Origin of the sequence: Algoriphagus pacificus, assembly GCF_017254845.1 — a bacterium.
Classification (GTDB): domain Bacteria; phylum Bacteroidota; class Bacteroidia; order Cytophagales; family Cyclobacteriaceae; genus Algoriphagus; species Algoriphagus pacificus.
Genome location: NZ_JAFKCU010000005.1, coordinates 88,731 through 108,229, shown reverse-complemented (window position 1 = coordinate 108,229; position 19,499 = coordinate 88,731). Strand labels below are relative to the sequence as shown.

Below are 19,499 nucleotides of genomic sequence, written 5' to 3'. Positions count from 1 at the left end.
TTCGGCCTCACCTCGGTCTGGCTTTTTGGACCGTCATTGCCTGCCCTCCGGGAGGCAGGCGAGACGAAGAACGAGGCAAAGCAATCTTGTCAAAAGAAAGTGCTAATGAAATCTAGATTGCCACGTCGGCTAAATAACCTCCCTGCCTATCGGCAGACAGGCTCGCAATGACGTTCGAGCATCAGGTTTTGGATCGTCATTGCGAGTGACGAAGGAGCGAAGCAATCTCGTCAAAAGAAAGTGCTAATGAAATCTAGATTGCCACGTCGGCTAAATAGCCTCCCTGCCTATCGGCAGACAGGCTCGCAATGACGTTCGAGCATCAGGTTTTGGATCGTCATTGCGAGTGACGAAGGAGCGAAGCAATCTCGTCAAAAGATAGTGCTAATGAATTCTAGATTGCCACGTCGGCCTATGTGCCTCCCTGCCTATCGGCAGACAGACTCGCAATGACATTCGAGTATCTTCGACCGCAGGCGAACAATTTTGTCCGATAGTTTTGAAGCAATTTCAGCTTAAACTGCCCTAAAGCATTGATTTGACGGTTTTTGGATGGCATGAAAGTGGATTTCTAAGGTTCGGATTTGAGAATGTTCTGTGCCTTTTGGTACCGGAAAATCCATTTCTGCATTTTTTTAGCTTCATCAGCCAAATTGAATCTTGTATGTGGAAAAACTACCTCAAAATTGCATTTCGTAGTCTTCGGAAAAGGAGACTTTTCAGTTTCGTCAATGTCATAGGATTGGTTTTAGGACTGGTCACCTTTTTGACTTTGTTCGCCTTTTTGGCAACAGAGTGGACTTACAATGATTTTCACGCCAACAAAGACCGTCTCTATCGAGTGGTGGTAACGGACGGAAATCAAGATCCTAATGTCTATTTGCCTCCCGGTTATGCAACTATTCTCAAAGATCAGTTTGCGGATGTTGAGGCTGTGGATCGATTGGCTGAGTTTATCGGTGGTGGATTGATCGCGATTCCGGGAACGGATTTGGCCTTCAAGGAAAATCAAGTCAGCTTCGTGGAAGGACGCTTTTTTGAGGATTTTTCATTTCCGATTTTACGAGGCACCGCAGATTTAAGTGCTTCGCAAACTGCCGTCATCACGGAAGAACTTGCCAAAAAATACTTTGGAGAAGAAGATGCCTTGGGTAAATCCTTTAGCCTGAGCAATCAGTTCGGAAAGCATGATTTTACGGTAACAGGCGTACTTGCCGAAATACCTGCCAGATCTGATTTGGCTGCCAATATCTTTATTTCCATTCATACGCTGGAAAACCCAGAAAACCGAGGAGGAAATGATTGGGCTGATCCGAATGGGGTGGACTCTGGATTTGTGAATCTTTTTGCTTTAAGTAAATCAGGGGTAGATGCGAAGGATTTATCCCAGCAGATCACTGATTTCATTCGAAAAAATCCGGGTTCAGAGGAAGTCACTATCACGCTCCAGCCGCTCACAGAAATGCACTTGGGTTCCAGTATTTCTGATTCCTTGCCTTCCTACGGCAGTCTAGCCACCATTTTGGTTTTTGCCATCATGGCTTTCTTGATTTTGGGAATTGCCTATGTGAATTACCTGAATCTATCCTCAGCTAGTATTTTGACCCGCATCAAAGAGATCAAAATGCGTAAAGTGCTGGGTGCGAAAAGTTGGCAATTAGCAGAGCAGTTTATGGTGGAAACCATTCTTTTGATGGTTTTTGCTACGGTGATCGGTATTTCTTTGGTGTATCTGGGACAGAATCTCGCAGAGTCAATTATTGGGAAATCAATTTGGATGGGAGCTTTCCAGACACCGGTTTTCTGGATCTTGCTTGTAGGCGTGATCGGTATCTGTGCTTTGATTTCCGGATTTTATGTGGTGGCCCTGTCGGGCAAATTTGATCATAAATCTGAGTTGAGATTCCAAGCTCCAAGTAGCGAAATCCTGAAAAAGAGCTTGGTGGTATTTCAGTTTGTGATTTCCATTGGGATTATTGTTTGCACCTTGGTGATTCGGGATCAGTTGAACTTTATGCAAAGCAAGAATCTTGGAATGAATCTGGATCAGAAGATCATTGTGGAGGGACCTGATGATGTAGGGGAAAACAAGAAAAACAAAATGGCAAACTTTAAGCAGAGTCTGCTTTCTCAGACTTTTGTCAAAGGATTGGGAGCTTCCAATGCGCTTCCTGGGATCAGCTATAATTTTACCGCTGGTGGGATCACCCCGATGGTTCCAAGACCGGAAGACAAGGAGAAAAACTACGCCATGATGATCATGGACGATCAGTTTATTCCAACCTATGAAATTGAATTGGTGGCTGGAAGGAATTTTAGCCAAGCAGATGCAGAGCAAGGTTGGGGTGCTGCCAAAAAGCTTATTTTAAATGAGAGTTCGGTGCGAGAATTAGGCTTCGAAAGTCCTGCAGATGCCATTGGTAAAAACATCCTTTGGGGAGATCCATACGAAGTGATAGGAGTGGTCAAGGATTATCATCATTTGTCCTTGCGTGAAAAAATCTCTCCGATGATTTTCCTTCCTTCTCAGGCGGATGGTTTCTTTTCTTTGGTAGTGGATCCCAATCAAATGGCGGATAATCTGGCTTCTATCCAATCCATTTATGAGGAAATCTTCCCTGGCAATCCATTTACTTACTTTTTCATGGATGAGAAATTTGCTTCCCAATACCAATCAGAACAGCAATTGAGCAAGGCTTTCACTATCGCAGGTATTCTGGCGATTCTGATTTCCTGCTTGGGTTTATTTGGTTTGGCAGCCTACACAGTTCAGCAAAGAGCCAAAGAGATTGGAATCAGAAAAGTTCTCGGTGCCAGTAGTGGTAATCTCTTAAGCTTGGTCAGTAAGGATTTTATTATCATGGTTGGAATCGCAATGGTATTTGCATTTCCTCTGGCTTGGTATGCGATGCGAAGCTGGCAAGAGGAGTTTCCGTACAAAGCCGGATTATCTGTTCTTTCCTTTTTGGTAGCAGGTGGGTTGACCTTGTTGATAGCGATTTTGACGGTTGGATCTCAAGCTTTGAAAGCTGCTTGGTCTAATCCGGTGGATTCTATCAAAGACGAATGATGAGGGATGTAGGATTTATGATTTAGGATGTATGATATAAGATTTAGGCCGTCATTGCCTGCCCTCCGGGAGGCGGGCGAGACGAGGAACGAGGCGAAGCAATCTCGAACTAGTTAGTGCAAAAGATTTCTAGATTGCCACGTTGGCCTTTGGGCCTCCCTGCCTATCGGCAGACAGGCTCGCAATGACGTTCGAAAAATGAATTTTGGATCCTCTTTGAGAGTGGCGAAGCAATCTCGAACTAGTTAGTGCTAAAGATTTCTAGATTGCCACGTCGGCTAAAAAGCCTCCTCGCAATGACGATCGAAAAATGAATTTTGGATCGTCGTTGCGAGCGAGGAAGGAGCGAAGCAATCTCGTGATAATAAGTTCTAATAATTCTTAGATTGCCACGTCGGCCAATAAATAGCCAGAGAATGAAATAAGTATAGTTTTGAGAAGTTAACAGCCCCAAACCCCAGCGCTATGTTTAAAAATTACCTCAAGATTGCCCTCAGAAATCTCCAGAAAAACAAGGTCTATTCCATCATTAATGTGCTGGGATTGACCTTGGGTTTTTTATGCTGCATGCTAATCATGCTCCATGTTAAGGATGAACTTTCGTATGACAAATTCATTCCCAATCATGAGCAGATTCACCGGGTAGCCTTGGAGCGGATTTATCCGGATCATGTGAATTTTTATTCCATCATACCTCCAAGCTTTGCCGAAGTGATGCAAGAGGAGATCAAAGGAGTGGAGGAAGCCACGCGGATTTTTTATTTTGGTAGAGGAAATATCATCAGCTATGAGGAAACCTCTTATGAAGTGGATTTTTTGGCGGCAGTAGATTCTAATTTTTTCAATGTTTTTGACTTTGTATTAATTCAAGGCAATAAAGAAACAGCTTTGGCAGAGCCGAATACAGTAGTTATTTCGGAGGAGGCTGCACAAAAAATCTTCAATGGTCAATCTCCCATGGGCAAAACCCTCAAGCAGGGAGAGGCTGAATATGAGATCACGGGAGTGATGGAAGATATCCCTGAAAACTCCCATATGAAGCTGGATTACCTGGTTTCCAATACTTCTTTCCCCTTTCTTGAACAGGAAAATTACACCTCTTTTGCTGCACATACCTACTTGAAAATTGATCCATCAGTGGCTCCAGAGGAAGTTGAAAATGAAATTCCTGCTTTGGTGACAAAATATGCCTCCGGCCAAATAGAGAGAAATCTGGGGATAAGCTATGCCGATTATACTGCAGCGGGAAATGGATACAATTATTTTTTGCAGCCTGTAGCCGACATCCATTTGCATTCCAATCTGGAAGGGGAGTTTAAGGCAAATGGCAATTACCTCTATGTCTATATTTTCATTTCAATCGCAGTATTTATTCTGGTTTTAGCCTGTATCAATTTTATCAATCTTGCCACGGCAAGATCTGCTGATCGAGCCAAAGAAGTGGGAGTGAGAAAGGCCATGGGTTCGGATAGAAAACAAATTATCACCCAGTTCCTGATGGAAGCTGTTCTTTTGACCATGTTCAGCTTACTGATTGGAATTGTTTTGGTAAGTTTTGCGGTTCCTTTCTTTAACAATTTGGCTCAAAAATCCTTGGTGTTTGATTGGAAAGCCATGCTATCGGTATTCCCACTTTTGTTGCTTTTCGGAGTGGTGGTAGGTTTGCTGGCAGGTTATTATCCGGCATTTCATATTTCCAAGTTTAACACAATCAGCATCCTTAAAGGTAAATTGAAAACCAGCAAAGGGAATTGGCTGAGAAACGGTTTGGTGGTTTTTCAGTTCGGAATCGCGATCGTGCTAATTTCCGGAACTCTGATAATCAATGATCAGATCAATTTCATCCAGTCTACGAGTTTGGGCTTTAACAAGGAAAATGTACTTGTTTTAAGAAGATTCGGAGGTCAACCTAATAATAATTCTCTGAAACAGGAGATTGAAAATATGCCTGGGGTGATTTCAGCAGGGAAAACCAGTACCATGCCAGGACAGGGTACATTTGGTGTGCAGTTTACCAAACCAGGCGGTGGAGATGTGTTAACGACAAAAGGTTTTTCTGCCGAGGCTGATTTGTTCTCTACTATCGGTTTAGAGCCAAAACTGGGAAGAGTTTTTGACGAAAACTTCAATGATTCACTTTCCTTGATTTTAAATGAAGCTGCCGTAAAAGTCTTTTTTGGAGATGAGGATCCAATAGGTCAGCATCTAAATACTACAAATAATATCAATGGGGAAAATGTTACCTCAGAACTGACTGTAGTAGGCGTAGTGGAGGATTTTAATTTTGAGTCCCTGCATACCAAAGTCACTCCACTGGCAATTTTTAATACCAAGAACCCAGCTGGATTTACCAATTTCCTCGCAATACGATTTGAGGCAAACCGACAAAGCGAATTGTTGGAATTAGTAGAACAAAAATGGTCAGAGCAAGCCGATGGGCTCCCGATTTCCTATTATTTTCTGGACAGCAGCTTAGCCGAGCTTTATAAAAACGAGCAAACTTCCAGCAAAATTCTGGGTGTCTTTTCAATCCTTGCGATCCTGATTGCATGTATTGGCTTGTTTGGATTGGCAGCTTACACGGCTTTCCTACGCACCAAAGAAATCGGAGTGAGAAAAGTATTAGGTGCTTCAGTGGGAAGTATTGTGGTTTTGCTCTCTCTTAATTTTGCGAAGCTAGTTGCAATAGCATTCCTATTTGCTGTACCTATTGCATGGTTTGCGATGGATAGCTGGTTGGAATCTTTTGCCTTCAAAATAGATCTGGGAATCTATGTGTTTTTGATAGCAGGAGTCCTGACTTTAGTAATTGCTTTATTGACAGTGAGTTATCAGGCGATCAGTGCGGCTATTGTGAATCCAGTCAAAAGTTTAAAAAGCGAATAAACACTAGGAGTTTCTTTGTTCGCATTCGGTCAAAATCCGATCTGTGCGGACAAGTTTAATCTTCAAATGACCCTTTCAGGCCTCTGAAAGGGTTTTTTGTTGCTTGGCACAGTCTCTGGATCATTTAAGTACCAACTAATCTATTTAAAAATGAAAGTATCAACTATTTACGCATTTGTATTCCTGCTTTTTTTGATGGGGACAACTGCTCAGGCACAGACAGAAGTAAGAACTCCAGGTGATTTTACAAGAGTCAATTCTTCGGGTTCTTGGGATGTAATTATCTCTTTGGGAGATAAAGACGAAGTGAAATTGGTGTCCAAAGGATTTGATTTGAATAAAGTTATTACTGAAGTGGAAGACGGAAAGCTTGAAATCAAATTGGAGAAAGGAAGACATAACAATGTGAATTTCACAGCCTATGTTACAGTCCGTGAACTTGAGGCAATTGGTCTAGGTGGTTCTGGAAATATTGATGTGACTTCGGATGTTTCTTCCCGCACATTTTCTATCGGGAGTTCAGGAAGTGGAAATATCAAGATGCAGGATGTTGACACCCGCACACTAAGCGTGGGAATGAGTGGCTCTGGAAGAGTTATCATTGAGGGAGGTTCTTGCGAAACTGCAAATATTGGTCAATCTGGATCCGGTGCTTTTGATGCCTTGGATTTGATGGCTGGCGATGTCAAAATCGGTAAATCAGGTTCTGGTTCTACTTCAATTGGAGTAGAGGGTGACTTGAAAGTAGCTTCTTCCGGTTCGGGAAATGTCTACATCAAAGGAGACCCTGAGCATCAATCTATTGCCAGCTCAGGATCTGGAAGAATTATAAGAAAGTAAAAGCTTAAAAATCGTTTCCGAGTTTGGAGATCCTATCTGAACCGGAAACTTTTCTTTTTTCACGCCCTTAATCCACCAGCCCATGTTTAAGAATTATTTCAAAATTGTATTCAGGAATGCCAAGAAGAATCCGCTTTACGTCTTTATAAATATTCTTGGATTGTCGATCGGGATGGCGGTAAGTATCCTGATCTTTTTATTTGTACAGCATGAGCTGAGTTATGATACCTACCATGCTAATTCGGATAGGATTTTTAGAGTTTCCCGTAGCTGGTACAATGCAGATGGAGAAGTCAGTTTGCATCTGGGGCATGTGGCGGCTCCTTTTGGGCCATTGATTAAATCCGATTTTGGAGATCAGGTAGAGGAAGTTGTCAGACTTACCAATAATGGTTTGTTGATTCGAAATGGCGAAAATGCCTTTATGGAGGATGACTTTTTCTTTGCGGATCCTGAGGTCTTTGATGTTTTTTCCTGGAAGATGATTGAAGGAGATCCTAAGGCTGGACTGGAATCCGGGGATGGAGTATTGATATCTGAGGAAATGGCTAAAAAATATTTTGGCAATGCTCCAGCTGTAGGACAGGAATTGATCGGTGAAATTCAAGGCTTGACTTTGACTTTTCAGGTTCGTGGAGTTTTTGAAGATATTCCTGACAATAGCCACATGCATCCTGATTTCATTGCTACCATGAATCCGGTAATTCAGTTTTATGGAGGCTTGGAAGCATTTATGAAGAACTTTGGGGGAAATAATTTTTCAACTTATGTTCTGCTGAAAGAAGGATATGATTATAAAGCACTAGAGGCGCAATTGCCTGCTCTGATTGATCGAAATATGGGAGAAGCGCAAGCAGGTGTTCCCATGTCAAAAGTCACCTCACTCCAATTCTGGCCTATTGAAGATATCCATTTGTATTCCAATCTGGATTCTGAAATTGAAGCTAATGGAAACATTGATTACGTCTATGTTTACTTTGCGGTAGCCTTGTTTATTCTGCTGATTGCCTGTATTAATTTCATGAACTTGTCAACAGCCAGATCCTCTTTGAGATCCATGGAAGTTGGCTTGAGAAAAGTAATGGGAGCAGATAGAAGTAAGCTTGTCAACCAGTTTATGGGTGAATCATTTGTGATGACCTTTATCTCATTGCTGATTGCGGTGCTGATGGTATGGATTTTCCTTCCGGTTTTTTCAGACTTTACCCAAAAACAATTAAGTCTCAACTTTATCCAAAATCCAGAGTATTTATTGGGACTGATAGGATTGGCAATTGGAGTTGGCTTATTGGCAGGAAGCTATCCGGCTTTGTTCCTATCTGGTTTTTCACCTTCCAAAGTTTTAAAAGGAACCTTCAAAGCAGGCAAGGGACATGAGAATTTTAGATCAATTTTAGTTGTTGGCCAATTTGCGATTTCGGTTATTTTGATTGTCGCAGTAATTGTCGTAGTAAGACAATTGGACTTTATGCAATCCAAAGATTTGGGTTTCCAAAAAGAGGATATTGTGGTTTTGCCTGCCAGTCCAAAAATCGTTGAAAACTACCAGATCATTAAGGATCGCTTGCTCAATCAACCGGGAATAAACGGCGTGACCATTTCAAGCAGAGTTCCTTCAGGCAGGTTGTTGGATTCCCAAGATGGAACTGCTGAAGTCAATGGTGAAATGTCACAATTGGATGTGAGAATTGCTGATATCCATGTGGGGCATGAATTTGTGAAAACCTATGGGATTCCGATCGTGGCAGGAAGGGATTTTGATTTTCAGATGGCCAGTGATTCTTCGGAGGCATTTCTGCTGAATGAGGTTGCCATCAGAGATATCGGTTGGGCCACACCAGAGGAAGCTGTAGGAAAGAAATTTAATTATGGAGGTAGAAATGGCTTTGTTGTGGGAGTGATGAAAAACTTTCACTTCGAATCTTTGCATCAGCCCATTGTGCCGATAGTATTTATGATCACTCAGGATCGCTCCAATCAAGTGAGTATCAAGATGGATGCCGCCTCCAAGGATCAGACTTTGGCATATTTGAAAACAGAATGGGCGGATTTAAATCCAGGATTTCCTTTCGAACCCATATTCGTAGATGAAGGATTTAACAGGCAATACGAAGCTGAGCAACGTGTGAAAACGATTTTCACATTCTTCTCAGCTTTGGCAGTTTTGATCTCTGTGCTTGGGTTATTGGGCTTGACCACCTTTGCTACTGCACAGCGTACCCGTGAAATCGGAATCCGAAAAGTAATGGGAGCCGAAACGAATAACATACTGATCCTGCTTGGTAAAGACTTTATGAAACTCGTTTTGATAGGCTTTGTGATCGCTGTTCCGATCTCTTGGTTTGGAATGGACAGTTGGCTGGAAGACTTTGCCTACAAAATCGGAATAGGCTGGACTGTCTTCCTTTGGGCTGGATTGATTGCTGGTTTCATAGCCGGAATCACTGTTATGTCTCAATCATTGAAAGCAGCTTGGGCTGATCCGGTGAAAAGTATTAAAAGCGAGTGATTAGGGAAATACGAAATACGAGGGAAGAAATACGAGGTGGGAAGAAGGAAAAGGATTGTCCGAAGTAAAAAGTATAAAGTACAAAGTTAGAGTGGAGGTTAAAGAAATGAGAGTAAAAAATATTTTCATGCAACCTTTTCTCCAGAAACATCATCTGAAAGGGTAAGTGAAGTTCAGAGAATATTCAATTTTAAAATTTTCCAATATTTAATTTCAATACAATGAAAATCTATTCAAAACTAGCAGCATTGGCCATTTCGGCATTCGTGATGGTTTCATGCGCACAAGCACAACAGACAGAAACAAGAAAACCAGGTCATTTCACCAAAGTACATTCAGGTGGCAGTTGGGAAGTGATCTTGACAGAAGGAAATACAGAAGAAATCAGAATTGAGGCCAAAGGAGTTGATCTGGATAAGGTGAAAACCGAGATCGACGGAGATGTCCTTAAACTAGGCTTGGTGAATGGTAATTATAGAAATGTATCAGTTAAGTTTTATGTGACTTATACAGATTTGGAAGGTTTGAAATGTTCTGGTTCAGGTGAAATGCATGTTGAATCTGATGTGATAGCGGAAGACTTTTACATAGGATTGTCGGGATCAGGTGATGTCTATATGAAAAATCTAAGAGCAGATGAATTGGATGCATCTATTTCTGGTTCTGCGAAAATCAAAATCCAAAGTGGATCTGTTGGTGAGGCAGAAATCAGCCAATCAGGTTCAGGTGATTTCGTAGCTGAAGACCTTTCTATCGAAGAATTGGAAGTTTCTAAATCAGGATCCGGAGATACTTTTGTAGGTGATTTGGGAGAAATTTCTGTAAGATCTTCAGGTTCGGGAGATGTTGTTTACTCAGGATCTCCAAGAATGGGGGATATCAAAGTTTCAGGATCTAGCAGTATCCGAAAGAGATAATTAAAATAAACCACTAACAAAAAAAGACCGCTAGGCGACTAGTGGTCTTTTTTTGTTTTAGCCTACTTACATCAAGAAACCATTTTCAGTTTTGTAAGGAGCAGGAATGTTTTCATCATTGACCATTTCCAGGAGATCAATCTCAATTGCTCTGGCTACAGAAGAAATAGGAACATCATTGTATCCGCCTTCAAATGGGTTTTCCGAATAGTCACCAATTCGATCTACCAAGAAGAAAACCCAGATAATAATGGCTGAGAAAGGAATGGTCAACCAATAATGCAAGGCTCTGGATTGTTCAAAAATATCTAACAAGCCAAAAGGGATCATAGCACAGAAAATATAAGTAATCCAAAGTCCTGTGGAAGCATATTGCCTAGGGAATGGGAAGTTTTTGATCCGCTCGGACATTCCCTGATGCGTATATAGATTTCCGATAAGGCTATGAAGTCTGACATGAATATAGTCACTCATGAAGCCTTCCTCTTTTAATTTAGAGATCTCATTACTTTGATTCTTAAGAATATGAGATGGGATATTGGAGTGGGTTTTGAGTTCGGTCAATTCTTCTTCAGAAAGATATCTTTCGATTTCAGCGTAGATGCCATCGTAATACTCCTTGATAAAACCGGGAATGAAATTCAGCTTGTTCACTGGGAGATTATGTTCCCAAGTTTTTTCTTGGCGCATGACATGCTTCAAAGCCATAAGCCAAGCCAAATGTCTGTAGACTATCTTCTTTTTACTCTCAAAAGGCAAGTTAGAGTTTGGTAAACTTAGGATTCCAGTAGCAAAGGTTCTGCTTTCATTAACGATGGCTCCCCAGATTTTTCTTGCTTCCCAGGTTCGGTCATAAGAACTGTTGTTTTTGAATCCCAGAAAGAAGGCTACAGCAACACCAATCACAGAGATTGGTTGCCATGGAAGAGAGAAAGGGATGGAGGTGATTTCGTAGAGAACAATGATGACAAAGGAGTAGAGTATGCCATAAATCAAAGAAAATTTGGACCAGCGAACTGTCATCCAAAAACTGTAATACCGTTTGACGTACATAAAAGTGGTTTTTTGTCTTTAAGCTACAGAATTTTGTTAAAAATCACTTCTCTAAGCCTCTGATATTGTGCTAAAAAACACGAATCCTTTCATTTTGATCGCTTAGTTTTACCGAGCTTTCGCAGGGTTTGGGCTTTGATCCTATTACTGAAAAAAGGAATAAAAAATAGTTTGAAAAAGCTGAACTAATCTCTGAATTTGTGCGTCAGTCAGGTAAGAAGTTTTAAGTACTTGGTTGGTTTGAATAGCCGGCCTTAAACTACAGAAGTCAAATGGAGGACCTTTTCGCTGCCCGCTCCCAAATGGCACTTTCACTGGGGTTTCACATTATTTTTGCCTGTATAGGAATGGTGATGCCCTTTTTTATGGCCACTTCCCATTATAAATACCTGAAAACAGGAAATCCCCTTTATAAAGATCTAACCAAAGCCTGGAGTAAGGGAGTTGCAATCTTTTTTGTAACAGGTGCTGTATCAGGAACCATGCTTTCCTTCGAACTGGGACTGTTGTGGCCAAAGTTTATGCTTCATGCCGGACCGATCTTTGGAATGCCGTTTTCTTTAGAGGGAACGGCGTTTTTTATAGAAGCGATAGCCTTGGGGTTCTTTCTATATGGCTGGGGAAAATTCAAGCCATGGTTTCATTGGTTTACCGGAGTGGTGGTAGGAATCAGTGGTTTGGCATCTGGAATATTGGTGGTAGCTGCAAATGGCTGGATGAATAGCCCTTCCGGTTTTGAGTATGTGAATGGAGAATATCTCAATATTGATCCGATTCAGGCTTTGTTTAATGATGCTTGGTTTTCTCAGGCTTTGCATATGACATTGGCGGCATTTACGGCAACAGGATTTGCGGTAGCGGGCATCCATGCCTACATGATGTTGAAAAAGAAAAACATCGAATTTCATCGGAAGGCCTTTCGCATTGCTTTGGTTTTTGGTGGAGTTGCAGCATTGCTTCAGCCTATTTCTGGGGATATTTCTGCGAAAGATATTGCGGTACGTCAACCTGCAAAACTGGCAGCAATGGAAGCTCATTTTGAAACTGAAAAAGGCGCTTCATTGATCATCGGTGGGATTCCTGATGAGGAGGCGAAGGAAGTTAATTATGCTCTGAAAATTCCGGGAGCCTTGAGCTTTTTGGCGCATGGAGACTTTGAATCTGAGGTAATTGGTTTGGATCAGTTTCCCGAGGAAAATCATCCTCCCGTGATGGTAACCCATTTTGCCTTTCAAATAATGGTTGGCTTAGGAATGGTAATGATGGGCTTGGCTTTGCTCTTTTTCCTTTCCAATTGGAAAAAGAAGGAATGGTTGAAAGCGAATTGGTTTCTTTGGCTTTTTGCCTTGGCAACTCCCCTCGGTTTTATAGCGGTTGAAGCAGGCTGGACTGTTACGGAAGTGGGAAGACAGCCTTGGATTATTAATGAAATATTGAGAACGGAGGATGCAGTGACTCCAATCCCTGGCATCGTATATTCTTTTTATCTGTTTTCAGCGATCTACATCTCACTTGCTCTGGTGGTGACTTTCCTATTGATAAGACAGATCAAAGCTGTTCCGGAATCCTTGAAAGAAGCCAATACAGAGAGTCCTAAACCATTTATTGCCAACAATTAAATTCTAGCACATGCTATACGTGGTCATTGTTTTTCTGGGTTTGTCAATCTCGTTGTACGTCCTGATGGGAGGAGCTGATTTTGGTGCAGGGATCGTGGAAATGACTACACCGGCTAAAATTCGGGATCGAGTCAGAGCTGTAACTTATCAGACAATCGGGCCGATTTGGGAGGCCAATCACATGTGGCTGATTATTACGATTGTGATTCTATTTGTGGGCTTTCCGGCTATTTATACCATGCTTTCCGTGCATTTGCATATTCCTTTGGTAATGCTGTTAATTGGTATTATTGGAAGGGGAACCGCCTTTGTTTTTAGGCATTACGATGCTGTCAAAGATGATATGCAGCGGATTTATAATTTGATTTTTACCTATTCAAGTTTTGTAACTCCGTTGTTCCTGGGTTTGATTTTCGGAGCTACAGTTAGTGGTAACATCAATCCTGATGCAGCTAACTTTTACGATTCCTTTATCCATCCTTGGTTCAATTTCTTTAGCCTTTCCATTGGACTGTTTACAGTGGCTATCTGTGGGTTTCTTGCTGCTGTTTTTCTGGTTGGAGAAACGAAGGAAAAAGAGTTGAAATCATTTCTAATAAAGCGATCTCGGATATTTATGGTGGCAACTGTTTTGGCGGGAGGATTGGTCTTTTTGGCGGCGGAATTGGAAGGTATTGCTTTGGTCAGCCTATTGATACAAGAACCCTTGACGCTTTCCATACTTTTGCTGGCGACACTTGCTTTGGTTTTTCTTTGGTTTCAAGTTGAAAAAGGAAACAGGAAGTTGAGCAGAGCGCTTAGTGGATTTGTCGTGAGTGCTATTTTGATTGCTTTCGGCTACCATTATTTTCCAGATATCATCATCACCCAGTCTGGCGAAAATCTTTCTGTTTTTAATTCCGCAGCAATCGGAAAACCCATAGAAACACTAGCTTGGGCTCTGTTAATTGGGAGTCTGTTTATCCTTCCCTCGCTCTTTTATCTTCTGTTTAGTTTTCAGAGATCGAAAGTGATGGAGTAGCATTGATTTTTGAAGGAAGATTTAGGAAATACGATTTACGAAGTACGAGATTGCATGCTCGAAATGACATTCAAAAACGGAACCATCTCGAAAGATAAATTTTCCTTCGGACCGTCATTGTGAGGAGGAGGTACGACGACGTGGCAATCTCGTCCATTCCATCGGGATTGCTTCGGTCGTTCCTCCCTCGCAATGACGCGCAAAAAAGCGATTTATTACTGGGAGGCAATTTGTTCAATACCTTCGATTTCGAGACTCTCGTTTCTCAAGTGCTCAGGCTGAAAGCTAATAGTTCTGCCTACTGACACTGTCTACTGCAACTGCTTCCTGCGACTGCCTACTGAAACAGAAATCGCCCACTAGCGAACAAAATTGTCCGTTACTTTTTACTTGAAAATCCCTAAAAGCGGCTATTTGAGTCGTTTTGTGCTTTTTTCCTTTGGCATTAATGTGGAATAGATAGCAGGGATTTTAAGTTTTGAGATTTAGTACTACCGAAACAATTGCCAACATGTTTACAAATTATTTGAAAGTTGCTTGGAGAAATCTGGTCCGGAGCAAATGGGCTGGTGCCATTAATATTTTTGGATTAGCCATAGGGATTACCGCCTCTCTTTTACTTTTTGTCATCATCCAGTATGAAATGAGCTTTGATAAATTTCAAAGCCATTACAATGAGATTTACAGGATCGTTTCCAAAGACAAATACCCAGATGGATTCGATTACAATCCCGGAGTAAACAACCCTGTTCCCGATGCGATTGCCGCAGATAACTTGCCTTTTGAGGAAGTAGTGCCTGTCAAATCTGCTTACAACACACAAGTGAATATTTACAAGGATGCTGCGAAAGCAGGGATTCCGGACAAGTATGAAATCGACTATACTTTTTATACCACACCTGATTTTGCTGATCTTTTTGATCTGGAATTTGCTTCCGGTGATATCCAGAGCCTCTCAGAACCCAATAAAATTATTCTGACAAAGACCACCGCAGCCAAGTTTTTTGGTAGCTGGGAATTGGCTGAAAACAAAACTTTAGATTTTTCCAGTGGTTTGAATTTAACAGTAGGAGGGATTGTCGAAGACATCCCGGATAACAGCAATATGTTTTTTGATATGCTGGTTTCCTACCAGACCATACGATCTAATCCAGAGATTTATGATCATGATTTAGAGTCTTGGGGAAGTTTGGGAAGTGACAATCAACTTTATGTGAGCTTGGCAGAAAATGCCGATTTAGCTAGTGCCCAATCAGCTTTGGATGGTTTTACCAAAAAGAATTTTGAGGGTAGAGGGAATTCAGAGAAGGCTTTGATCCTACAACCATATAAAGATATTCACTTTGACCAGGTTTATGGGAGCATCAGTGGTAGTGTGACTCGACTAACTACCGTCAATACTTTGGCGATCATCGGATTGTTTATCCTAGTTATGGCTTCCATTAATTTTGTGAATTTGGCAACTTCCAGAGCCATTGGAAAAGGGAAAGAAATCGGTGTTAGGAAAGTGATGGGAAGTACTAAAACCCAGATCATTTTTCAATCATTCGGAGAGACTTTTCTATCTGTTTTGATCGCAGCATTGATCGGGATGCTGGCAGCTACTTTTCTGCTTCCATTCCTGAGTTTGATAGCGGATGTCCCGGAAAAGATGGATTTCTTCCAACCGATTATTTTGGCATTTGTTGGCATTTTGGTTTTGACTTTGACCCTACTTTCAGGCTTCTATCCAGCCTTGGTAATCTCTAAGTTCAAGCCTATTCACGCTTTGAAAAGTAAGTTCCAGCAAAATCATGTGGGTGGAATATCTGTAAGAAAGGCATTGGTGGTAGTGCAGTTTGCCATTGCGCAGATCTTGATGATCAGTACGATCATTGCCATTCAGCAGATGAATATGGTCCAAGATGCAGATCTGGGATTCACTAAAGAGCATGTGTATTTTGTGGAGGTTCCCTTTGACACAGAAGATGAGCGCCGAATAGAATATTTCAAGCAGGAATTACAGGGAAATCCAAGCGTAGTCACCGCAAGCTTGGCTTCCGATGTACCCGCTTCTGACAATAATAGCTTGTTCAACTTTTATTTTGACGGGAAGAAAGAAGATGTTCCATTTCCTGCCTATGCAAAGTTTGGAGATGAAAAGTATTTCGAGACCTATGATATAGAGTTTGTCGCAGGTGGTCCTTACCAACAAAGTGATACCATCAAAGAGGTGGTAATCAATGAAACCATGGTTAAAAGGCTATTAATCGAAGACCCTAATGATGCGATAGGAAAGCAGTTTAGATTGGGGATGATGAGAGAATGGGCGACTGTAACGGGCGTAATCAAAGATTTTACTGTTAATTCTTTGCGAGACGAAATCAAGCAATTGGTGATAGCTCCAAAGAAGGAATTTTATCGTGTGGTTGGTTTGAAATTGGATCAAAATGCTTCTTTGGAAAACGTAGCCAAAGTGGAGGAAGCCTTTGATAAGGTCTATCCTGAGCAGATTTATCATGGGTATTTCCTAGATGAATCTATTCAGAAATTCTATGAAAGCGAACAAAAATTAGCTTTGGTATTCAAGATTTTCGCTGGGATCTCTATCCTGATTTCCTGCATCGGACTCTATGGACTTGTCTCATTTATGATTAGTCAAAAAGTAAAGGAAATCGGAATTCGCAAAGTGCTTGGAGCCTCTGTTTCCCAAATTACTTTTATGCTTTCAAGAGAGTATTTCCTTATGGTTTTATTGGCCTTCTTTATAGCTGTTCCGATTGCTTACTGGATGATGGAAAGATGGCTTGAGAATTTTGCCTTCAAAATCCCATTTTCGACAGGACTCTTTGTTATCGTTATGATTTGTTCTTTACTGATCACCGGTTTGACGGTAGGATCCAAAGCAATCAAATCCGCTTTGGCTAATCCAGTGGACAGTTTATCAGATGAATAGTGATTTTTTGGATTTGACCACGAGCGGACGAAATTGTTCGCTTGACTTATGAAACATTAGATAAAAAGCCCAAAACAACGCTGTTTTGGGCTTTTTTCTATGGCACAAAACTGGAAATGTAGAAAGAGAGACAATGGGCTCTATTATGCCCGGCCTATTAAATTCTAGATTGATTATGCTAAAAAACTACCTAAAGATTGCCTGGAGAGTACTTAAGAAAAACAGACTGTATACTGGACTGAATATTTTTGGTTTGACTCTTGGGATCAGTGGTTTTTTGATGATCACACTTTTTATTCAGGATGAACTCAGTTATGATCAATATCTCTCTGAATCCTCATCTATTTATAGGGTGAGTTCCCATTGGGGAGATTTTAAAACAGCAAGCTATGCTACAGCCCCTCCGGCTTTGGGGCCAAGAATTGCCTCCGATATTCCGGAAGTAAATGCGGTGACGAGAATTTTGAAATGGAATGACTTTACAATTCAGCCAGGATCCGGAACCAATATGGATCAGGTATTCCGTGAGGAGAATGTTTTCTATGCTGAGCCAAATTTCTTTCAGGTTTTTGATATGCCTTTAGTGGCAGGAAGCAAAGAAAAGGCGCTTTCCCAACCCAATTTTATTGCGATAACAGAATCTCTGGCAAAGAAGTATTTTGGAGAAATCCCTCCTCAGGAAGTCCTTGGAAAGGCATTATTGATCGGTAGTAATGATCCCACTCCCCGTAAAATAGCAGCTGTGATTAAGGATATCCCTGCCCAGTCCCATTTACATTTTGATATGCTGGTTTATGAGCCATGGATGAATCAAGAGATCTTTTTGATGGACTCCTGGACTTGGCCTATCCTAAATACCTATGTGAAAATCGAAAATGGTAGCAGTGAAGCAGTGAAGGCGAAATTAGATCAGATCGTTTCGAATTATGCATTTCCGGCTATTGAGAAAGAGGGTGAGGGTTCAGATTACAATCTTCAGTTGATGTCGATTCAGGATATCCATTTGAAATCTCATTTGCTAAGGGAATTGGAAGCCAACAGCTATGAAAGCTATGTGTATATTTTCTCTTTGGTAGCGGTTTTTGTGTTGCTTTTGGCATGTATCAATTTTATGAATTTGGCTACTGCCAAAGCTGGACTTCGGTCCATGGAGGTAGGAGTGAGGAAAGTAATGGGGTCGGCAAAGTCCCAATTGGTCTACCAGTTTTTGACAGAGGCTTTCATCTTGGTTTTGATCTCTGTAGCGCTTTCACTGGTTGTAGTACAGTTGTCAAATGGACTTTTCAATCAGATTTCCGGCAAAGACATTCAGTTTAATTTATTCAGTAATCCATTGGTATTGGGTATGATTCCAATTCTCTTGATCGGATTGACACTTATCTCTGGCGCGTATCCGGCATTTTACCTTTCTTCCTTCAAGCCTTTGCTAATCATGAAGAAGCAATTGACTGTTGGAAAGAATGCCCATTCCTTCAGAAATGCCTTGGTGGTTTTTCAATTTGCTACTTCTTTGACCCTGATTATTTGTACCCTCTTGGTGCAGCGTCAGATGAGTTTTATACAAAATTCCAATCCAGGCTTTGACAAAGAGCAACTGCTCATCATCCACAATGATGGAGAAATTCAGAATTCACAGCGGGAAGATTTCAAAGGACGATTTGCATCCAGCAGCCAAATCGAATCCATGAGCTTTTCCACAGGAATTCCGATGACCGGTCAATACCAAATGCGCTCTTTTAACTCCATTAATTCCAAAGAAGATCAGGGGATGAACTGGTATGAAGCAGATGCAGAATACCTGACTACTTATCATTTTGAATTATTGAAGGGAAGAAACTTTGCACAAACTTCAGGAGCAGATGTCGGAAAAATCATAATCAATGAAAAAGCTGCTGAATACCTTGGAATTGCTGAGGACCCAATTGGACAGATTTTAGTGAAAAATGAGGGAGAGGATGATGAAGCTTCTTTGGAAGTGGTTGGATTGGTGAAGGATTTCAATTTCGAAACCTACAGAAACGAGATCAAACCCTTGGTCATCGAATACATGCATGATTATTACTTGAGGGATTATATCACTGTGAGAGTTCAGGGAAATCAGGCGGAATCTGCCATTAATGAATTGAAGGCAGGTTGGGAAGCTTACGAGCCACGGGTTCCTATGAATTATTCATTTATGGATCAGGATTTTGCTAGAGTCTATCAATCCGAAATGAAAATGGCTGATCTTCTGAAAGTACTGACTTTCATGTCCATTTTGATAGCCTGTTTGGGACTATTTGGATTGACCGCTTATACCACTCATTTGAGAACCAAGGAAATTGGAATCCGAAAAGTATTTGGCGCTTCTATGGCGGAAATCTTTGTCATGTTATCTGCTTCCTACCTCCGTTTGGTTTTGATATCTGTGGCTTTGGCCATTCCACTTGCAGTTTATTTTATGAATCAGTGGTTGGAGGAATTTGCCTATAAGACTGGTATCAGCGTTTGGGTGATTGCATTAGCAATTGGAAGTTGTTTAGGGCTGGCAGTGCTGACTATTTTCTTCCAGACCTATAAAAGTATTCAGGCAAATCCGGTGAAGAGCCTTAAAGACGAATAAGAAATAGGAAGTACGAAGTGGGAAGTATAAATGACGAAGTAAGAAAT

10 protein-coding genes are annotated in these 19,499 nt (G+C 41.3%); 9 read left to right on the top strand and 1 reads right to left on the bottom strand.

Annotation, left to right across the window (positions count from 1 at the left end):
* The first annotated feature begins 664 nt into the window (after nt 1-664).
* The 5 genes from J0A69_RS18035 (at nt 665) to J0A69_RS18015 (ending at nt 10,222) form a co-directional block, all read left to right on the top strand.
* Nucleotides 665-3,070, top strand: a complete 2,406-nt coding sequence (locus J0A69_RS18035; protein WP_206588020.1) for an ABC transporter permease — start codon at nt 665-667, stop codon at nt 3,068-3,070.
* A gap of 465 nt (nt 3,071-3,535) precedes the next feature.
* A complete protein-coding gene (locus tag J0A69_RS18030; protein WP_206588019.1) occupies nt 3,536-5,956 on the top strand; it encodes an ABC transporter permease in 2,421 nt (806 codons plus the stop codon).
* Between the two features lie 150 nt (nt 5,957-6,106).
* Nucleotides 6,107-6,796, top strand: coding sequence for a head GIN domain-containing protein (locus J0A69_RS18025; protein WP_206588018.1), 690 nt, complete (start codon nt 6,107-6,109; stop codon nt 6,794-6,796).
* An 82-nt stretch (nt 6,797-6,878) separates the two neighbouring features.
* Nucleotides 6,879-9,305: an ABC transporter permease gene (locus J0A69_RS18020; protein ID WP_206588017.1), complete on the top strand. Its 2,427-nt coding sequence runs from the start codon at nt 6,879-6,881 to the stop codon at nt 9,303-9,305.
* Nucleotides 9,306-9,526: 221 nt separating this feature from the next.
* Nucleotides 9,527-10,222 (top strand): head GIN domain-containing protein, encoded by a 696-nt coding sequence (locus J0A69_RS18015; protein ID WP_206588016.1) that lies wholly within the window; start codon nt 9,527-9,529, stop codon nt 10,220-10,222.
* A gap of 66 nt (nt 10,223-10,288) precedes the next feature.
* Here J0A69_RS18015 and J0A69_RS18010 read toward each other — a convergent pair whose 3' ends face one another.
* Nucleotides 10,289-11,275, bottom strand: coding sequence for a bestrophin family protein (locus J0A69_RS18010; RefSeq protein ID WP_206588015.1), 987 nt, complete (start codon nt 11,273-11,275; stop codon nt 10,289-10,291).
* 272 nt (nt 11,276-11,547) lie between these two features.
* Here J0A69_RS18010 and J0A69_RS18005 point away from each other — a divergent pair, with 272 nt between their 5' ends.
* The 4 genes from J0A69_RS18005 (at nt 11,548) to J0A69_RS17990 (ending at nt 19,452) form a co-directional block, all read left to right on the top strand.
* Entirely contained in the window at nt 11,548-12,894 is a 1,347-nt protein-coding gene (locus J0A69_RS18005) for a cytochrome ubiquinol oxidase subunit I (protein WP_206588014.1), read from the top strand.
* 10 nt (nt 12,895-12,904) lie between these two features.
* Entirely contained in the window at nt 12,905-13,915 is a 1,011-nt protein-coding gene (locus tag J0A69_RS18000) for a cytochrome d ubiquinol oxidase subunit II (RefSeq protein WP_206588013.1), read from the top strand.
* A gap of 511 nt (nt 13,916-14,426) precedes the next feature.
* Entirely contained in the window at nt 14,427-16,850 is a 2,424-nt protein-coding gene (locus J0A69_RS17995; RefSeq protein ID WP_206588012.1) for an ABC transporter permease, read from the top strand.
* 175 nt (nt 16,851-17,025) lie between these two features.
* Nucleotides 17,026-19,452, top strand: coding sequence for an ABC transporter permease (locus J0A69_RS17990; protein ID WP_206588011.1), 2,427 nt, complete (start codon nt 17,026-17,028; stop codon nt 19,450-19,452).
* Nucleotides 19,453-19,499 lie beyond the last annotated feature (47 nt).

What these genes read in the sequence shown, in the direction of transcription:
- J0A69_RS17990 (WP_206588011.1), top strand. Translation starts at nt 17,026, where the DNA reads ATGCTAAAAAACTACCTAAAGATTGCCTGGAGAGTACTTAAGAAAAAC.
- J0A69_RS18000 (WP_206588013.1), top strand. Translation starts at nt 12,905, where the DNA reads ATGCTATACGTGGTCATTGTTTTTCTGGGTTTGTCAATCTCGTTGTAC.
- J0A69_RS18030 (WP_206588019.1), top strand. Translation starts at nt 3,536, where the DNA reads ATGTTTAAAAATTACCTCAAGATTGCCCTCAGAAATCTCCAGAAAAAC.
- J0A69_RS18020 (WP_206588017.1), top strand. Translation starts at nt 6,879, where the DNA reads ATGTTTAAGAATTATTTCAAAATTGTATTCAGGAATGCCAAGAAGAAT.
- J0A69_RS18010 (WP_206588015.1), bottom strand. Translation starts at nt 11,275, where the DNA reads ATGTACGTCAAACGGTATTACAGTTTTTGGATGACAGTTCGCTGGTCC.
- J0A69_RS17995 (WP_206588012.1), top strand. Translation starts at nt 14,427, where the DNA reads ATGTTTACAAATTATTTGAAAGTTGCTTGGAGAAATCTGGTCCGGAGC.
- J0A69_RS18025 (WP_206588018.1), top strand. Translation starts at nt 6,107, where the DNA reads ATGAAAGTATCAACTATTTACGCATTTGTATTCCTGCTTTTTTTGATG.
- J0A69_RS18035 (WP_206588020.1), top strand. Translation starts at nt 665, where the DNA reads ATGTGGAAAAACTACCTCAAAATTGCATTTCGTAGTCTTCGGAAAAGG.
- J0A69_RS18015 (WP_206588016.1), top strand. Translation starts at nt 9,527, where the DNA reads ATGAAAATCTATTCAAAACTAGCAGCATTGGCCATTTCGGCATTCGTG.
- J0A69_RS18005 (WP_206588014.1), top strand. Translation starts at nt 11,548, where the DNA reads ATGGAGGACCTTTTCGCTGCCCGCTCCCAAATGGCACTTTCACTGGGG.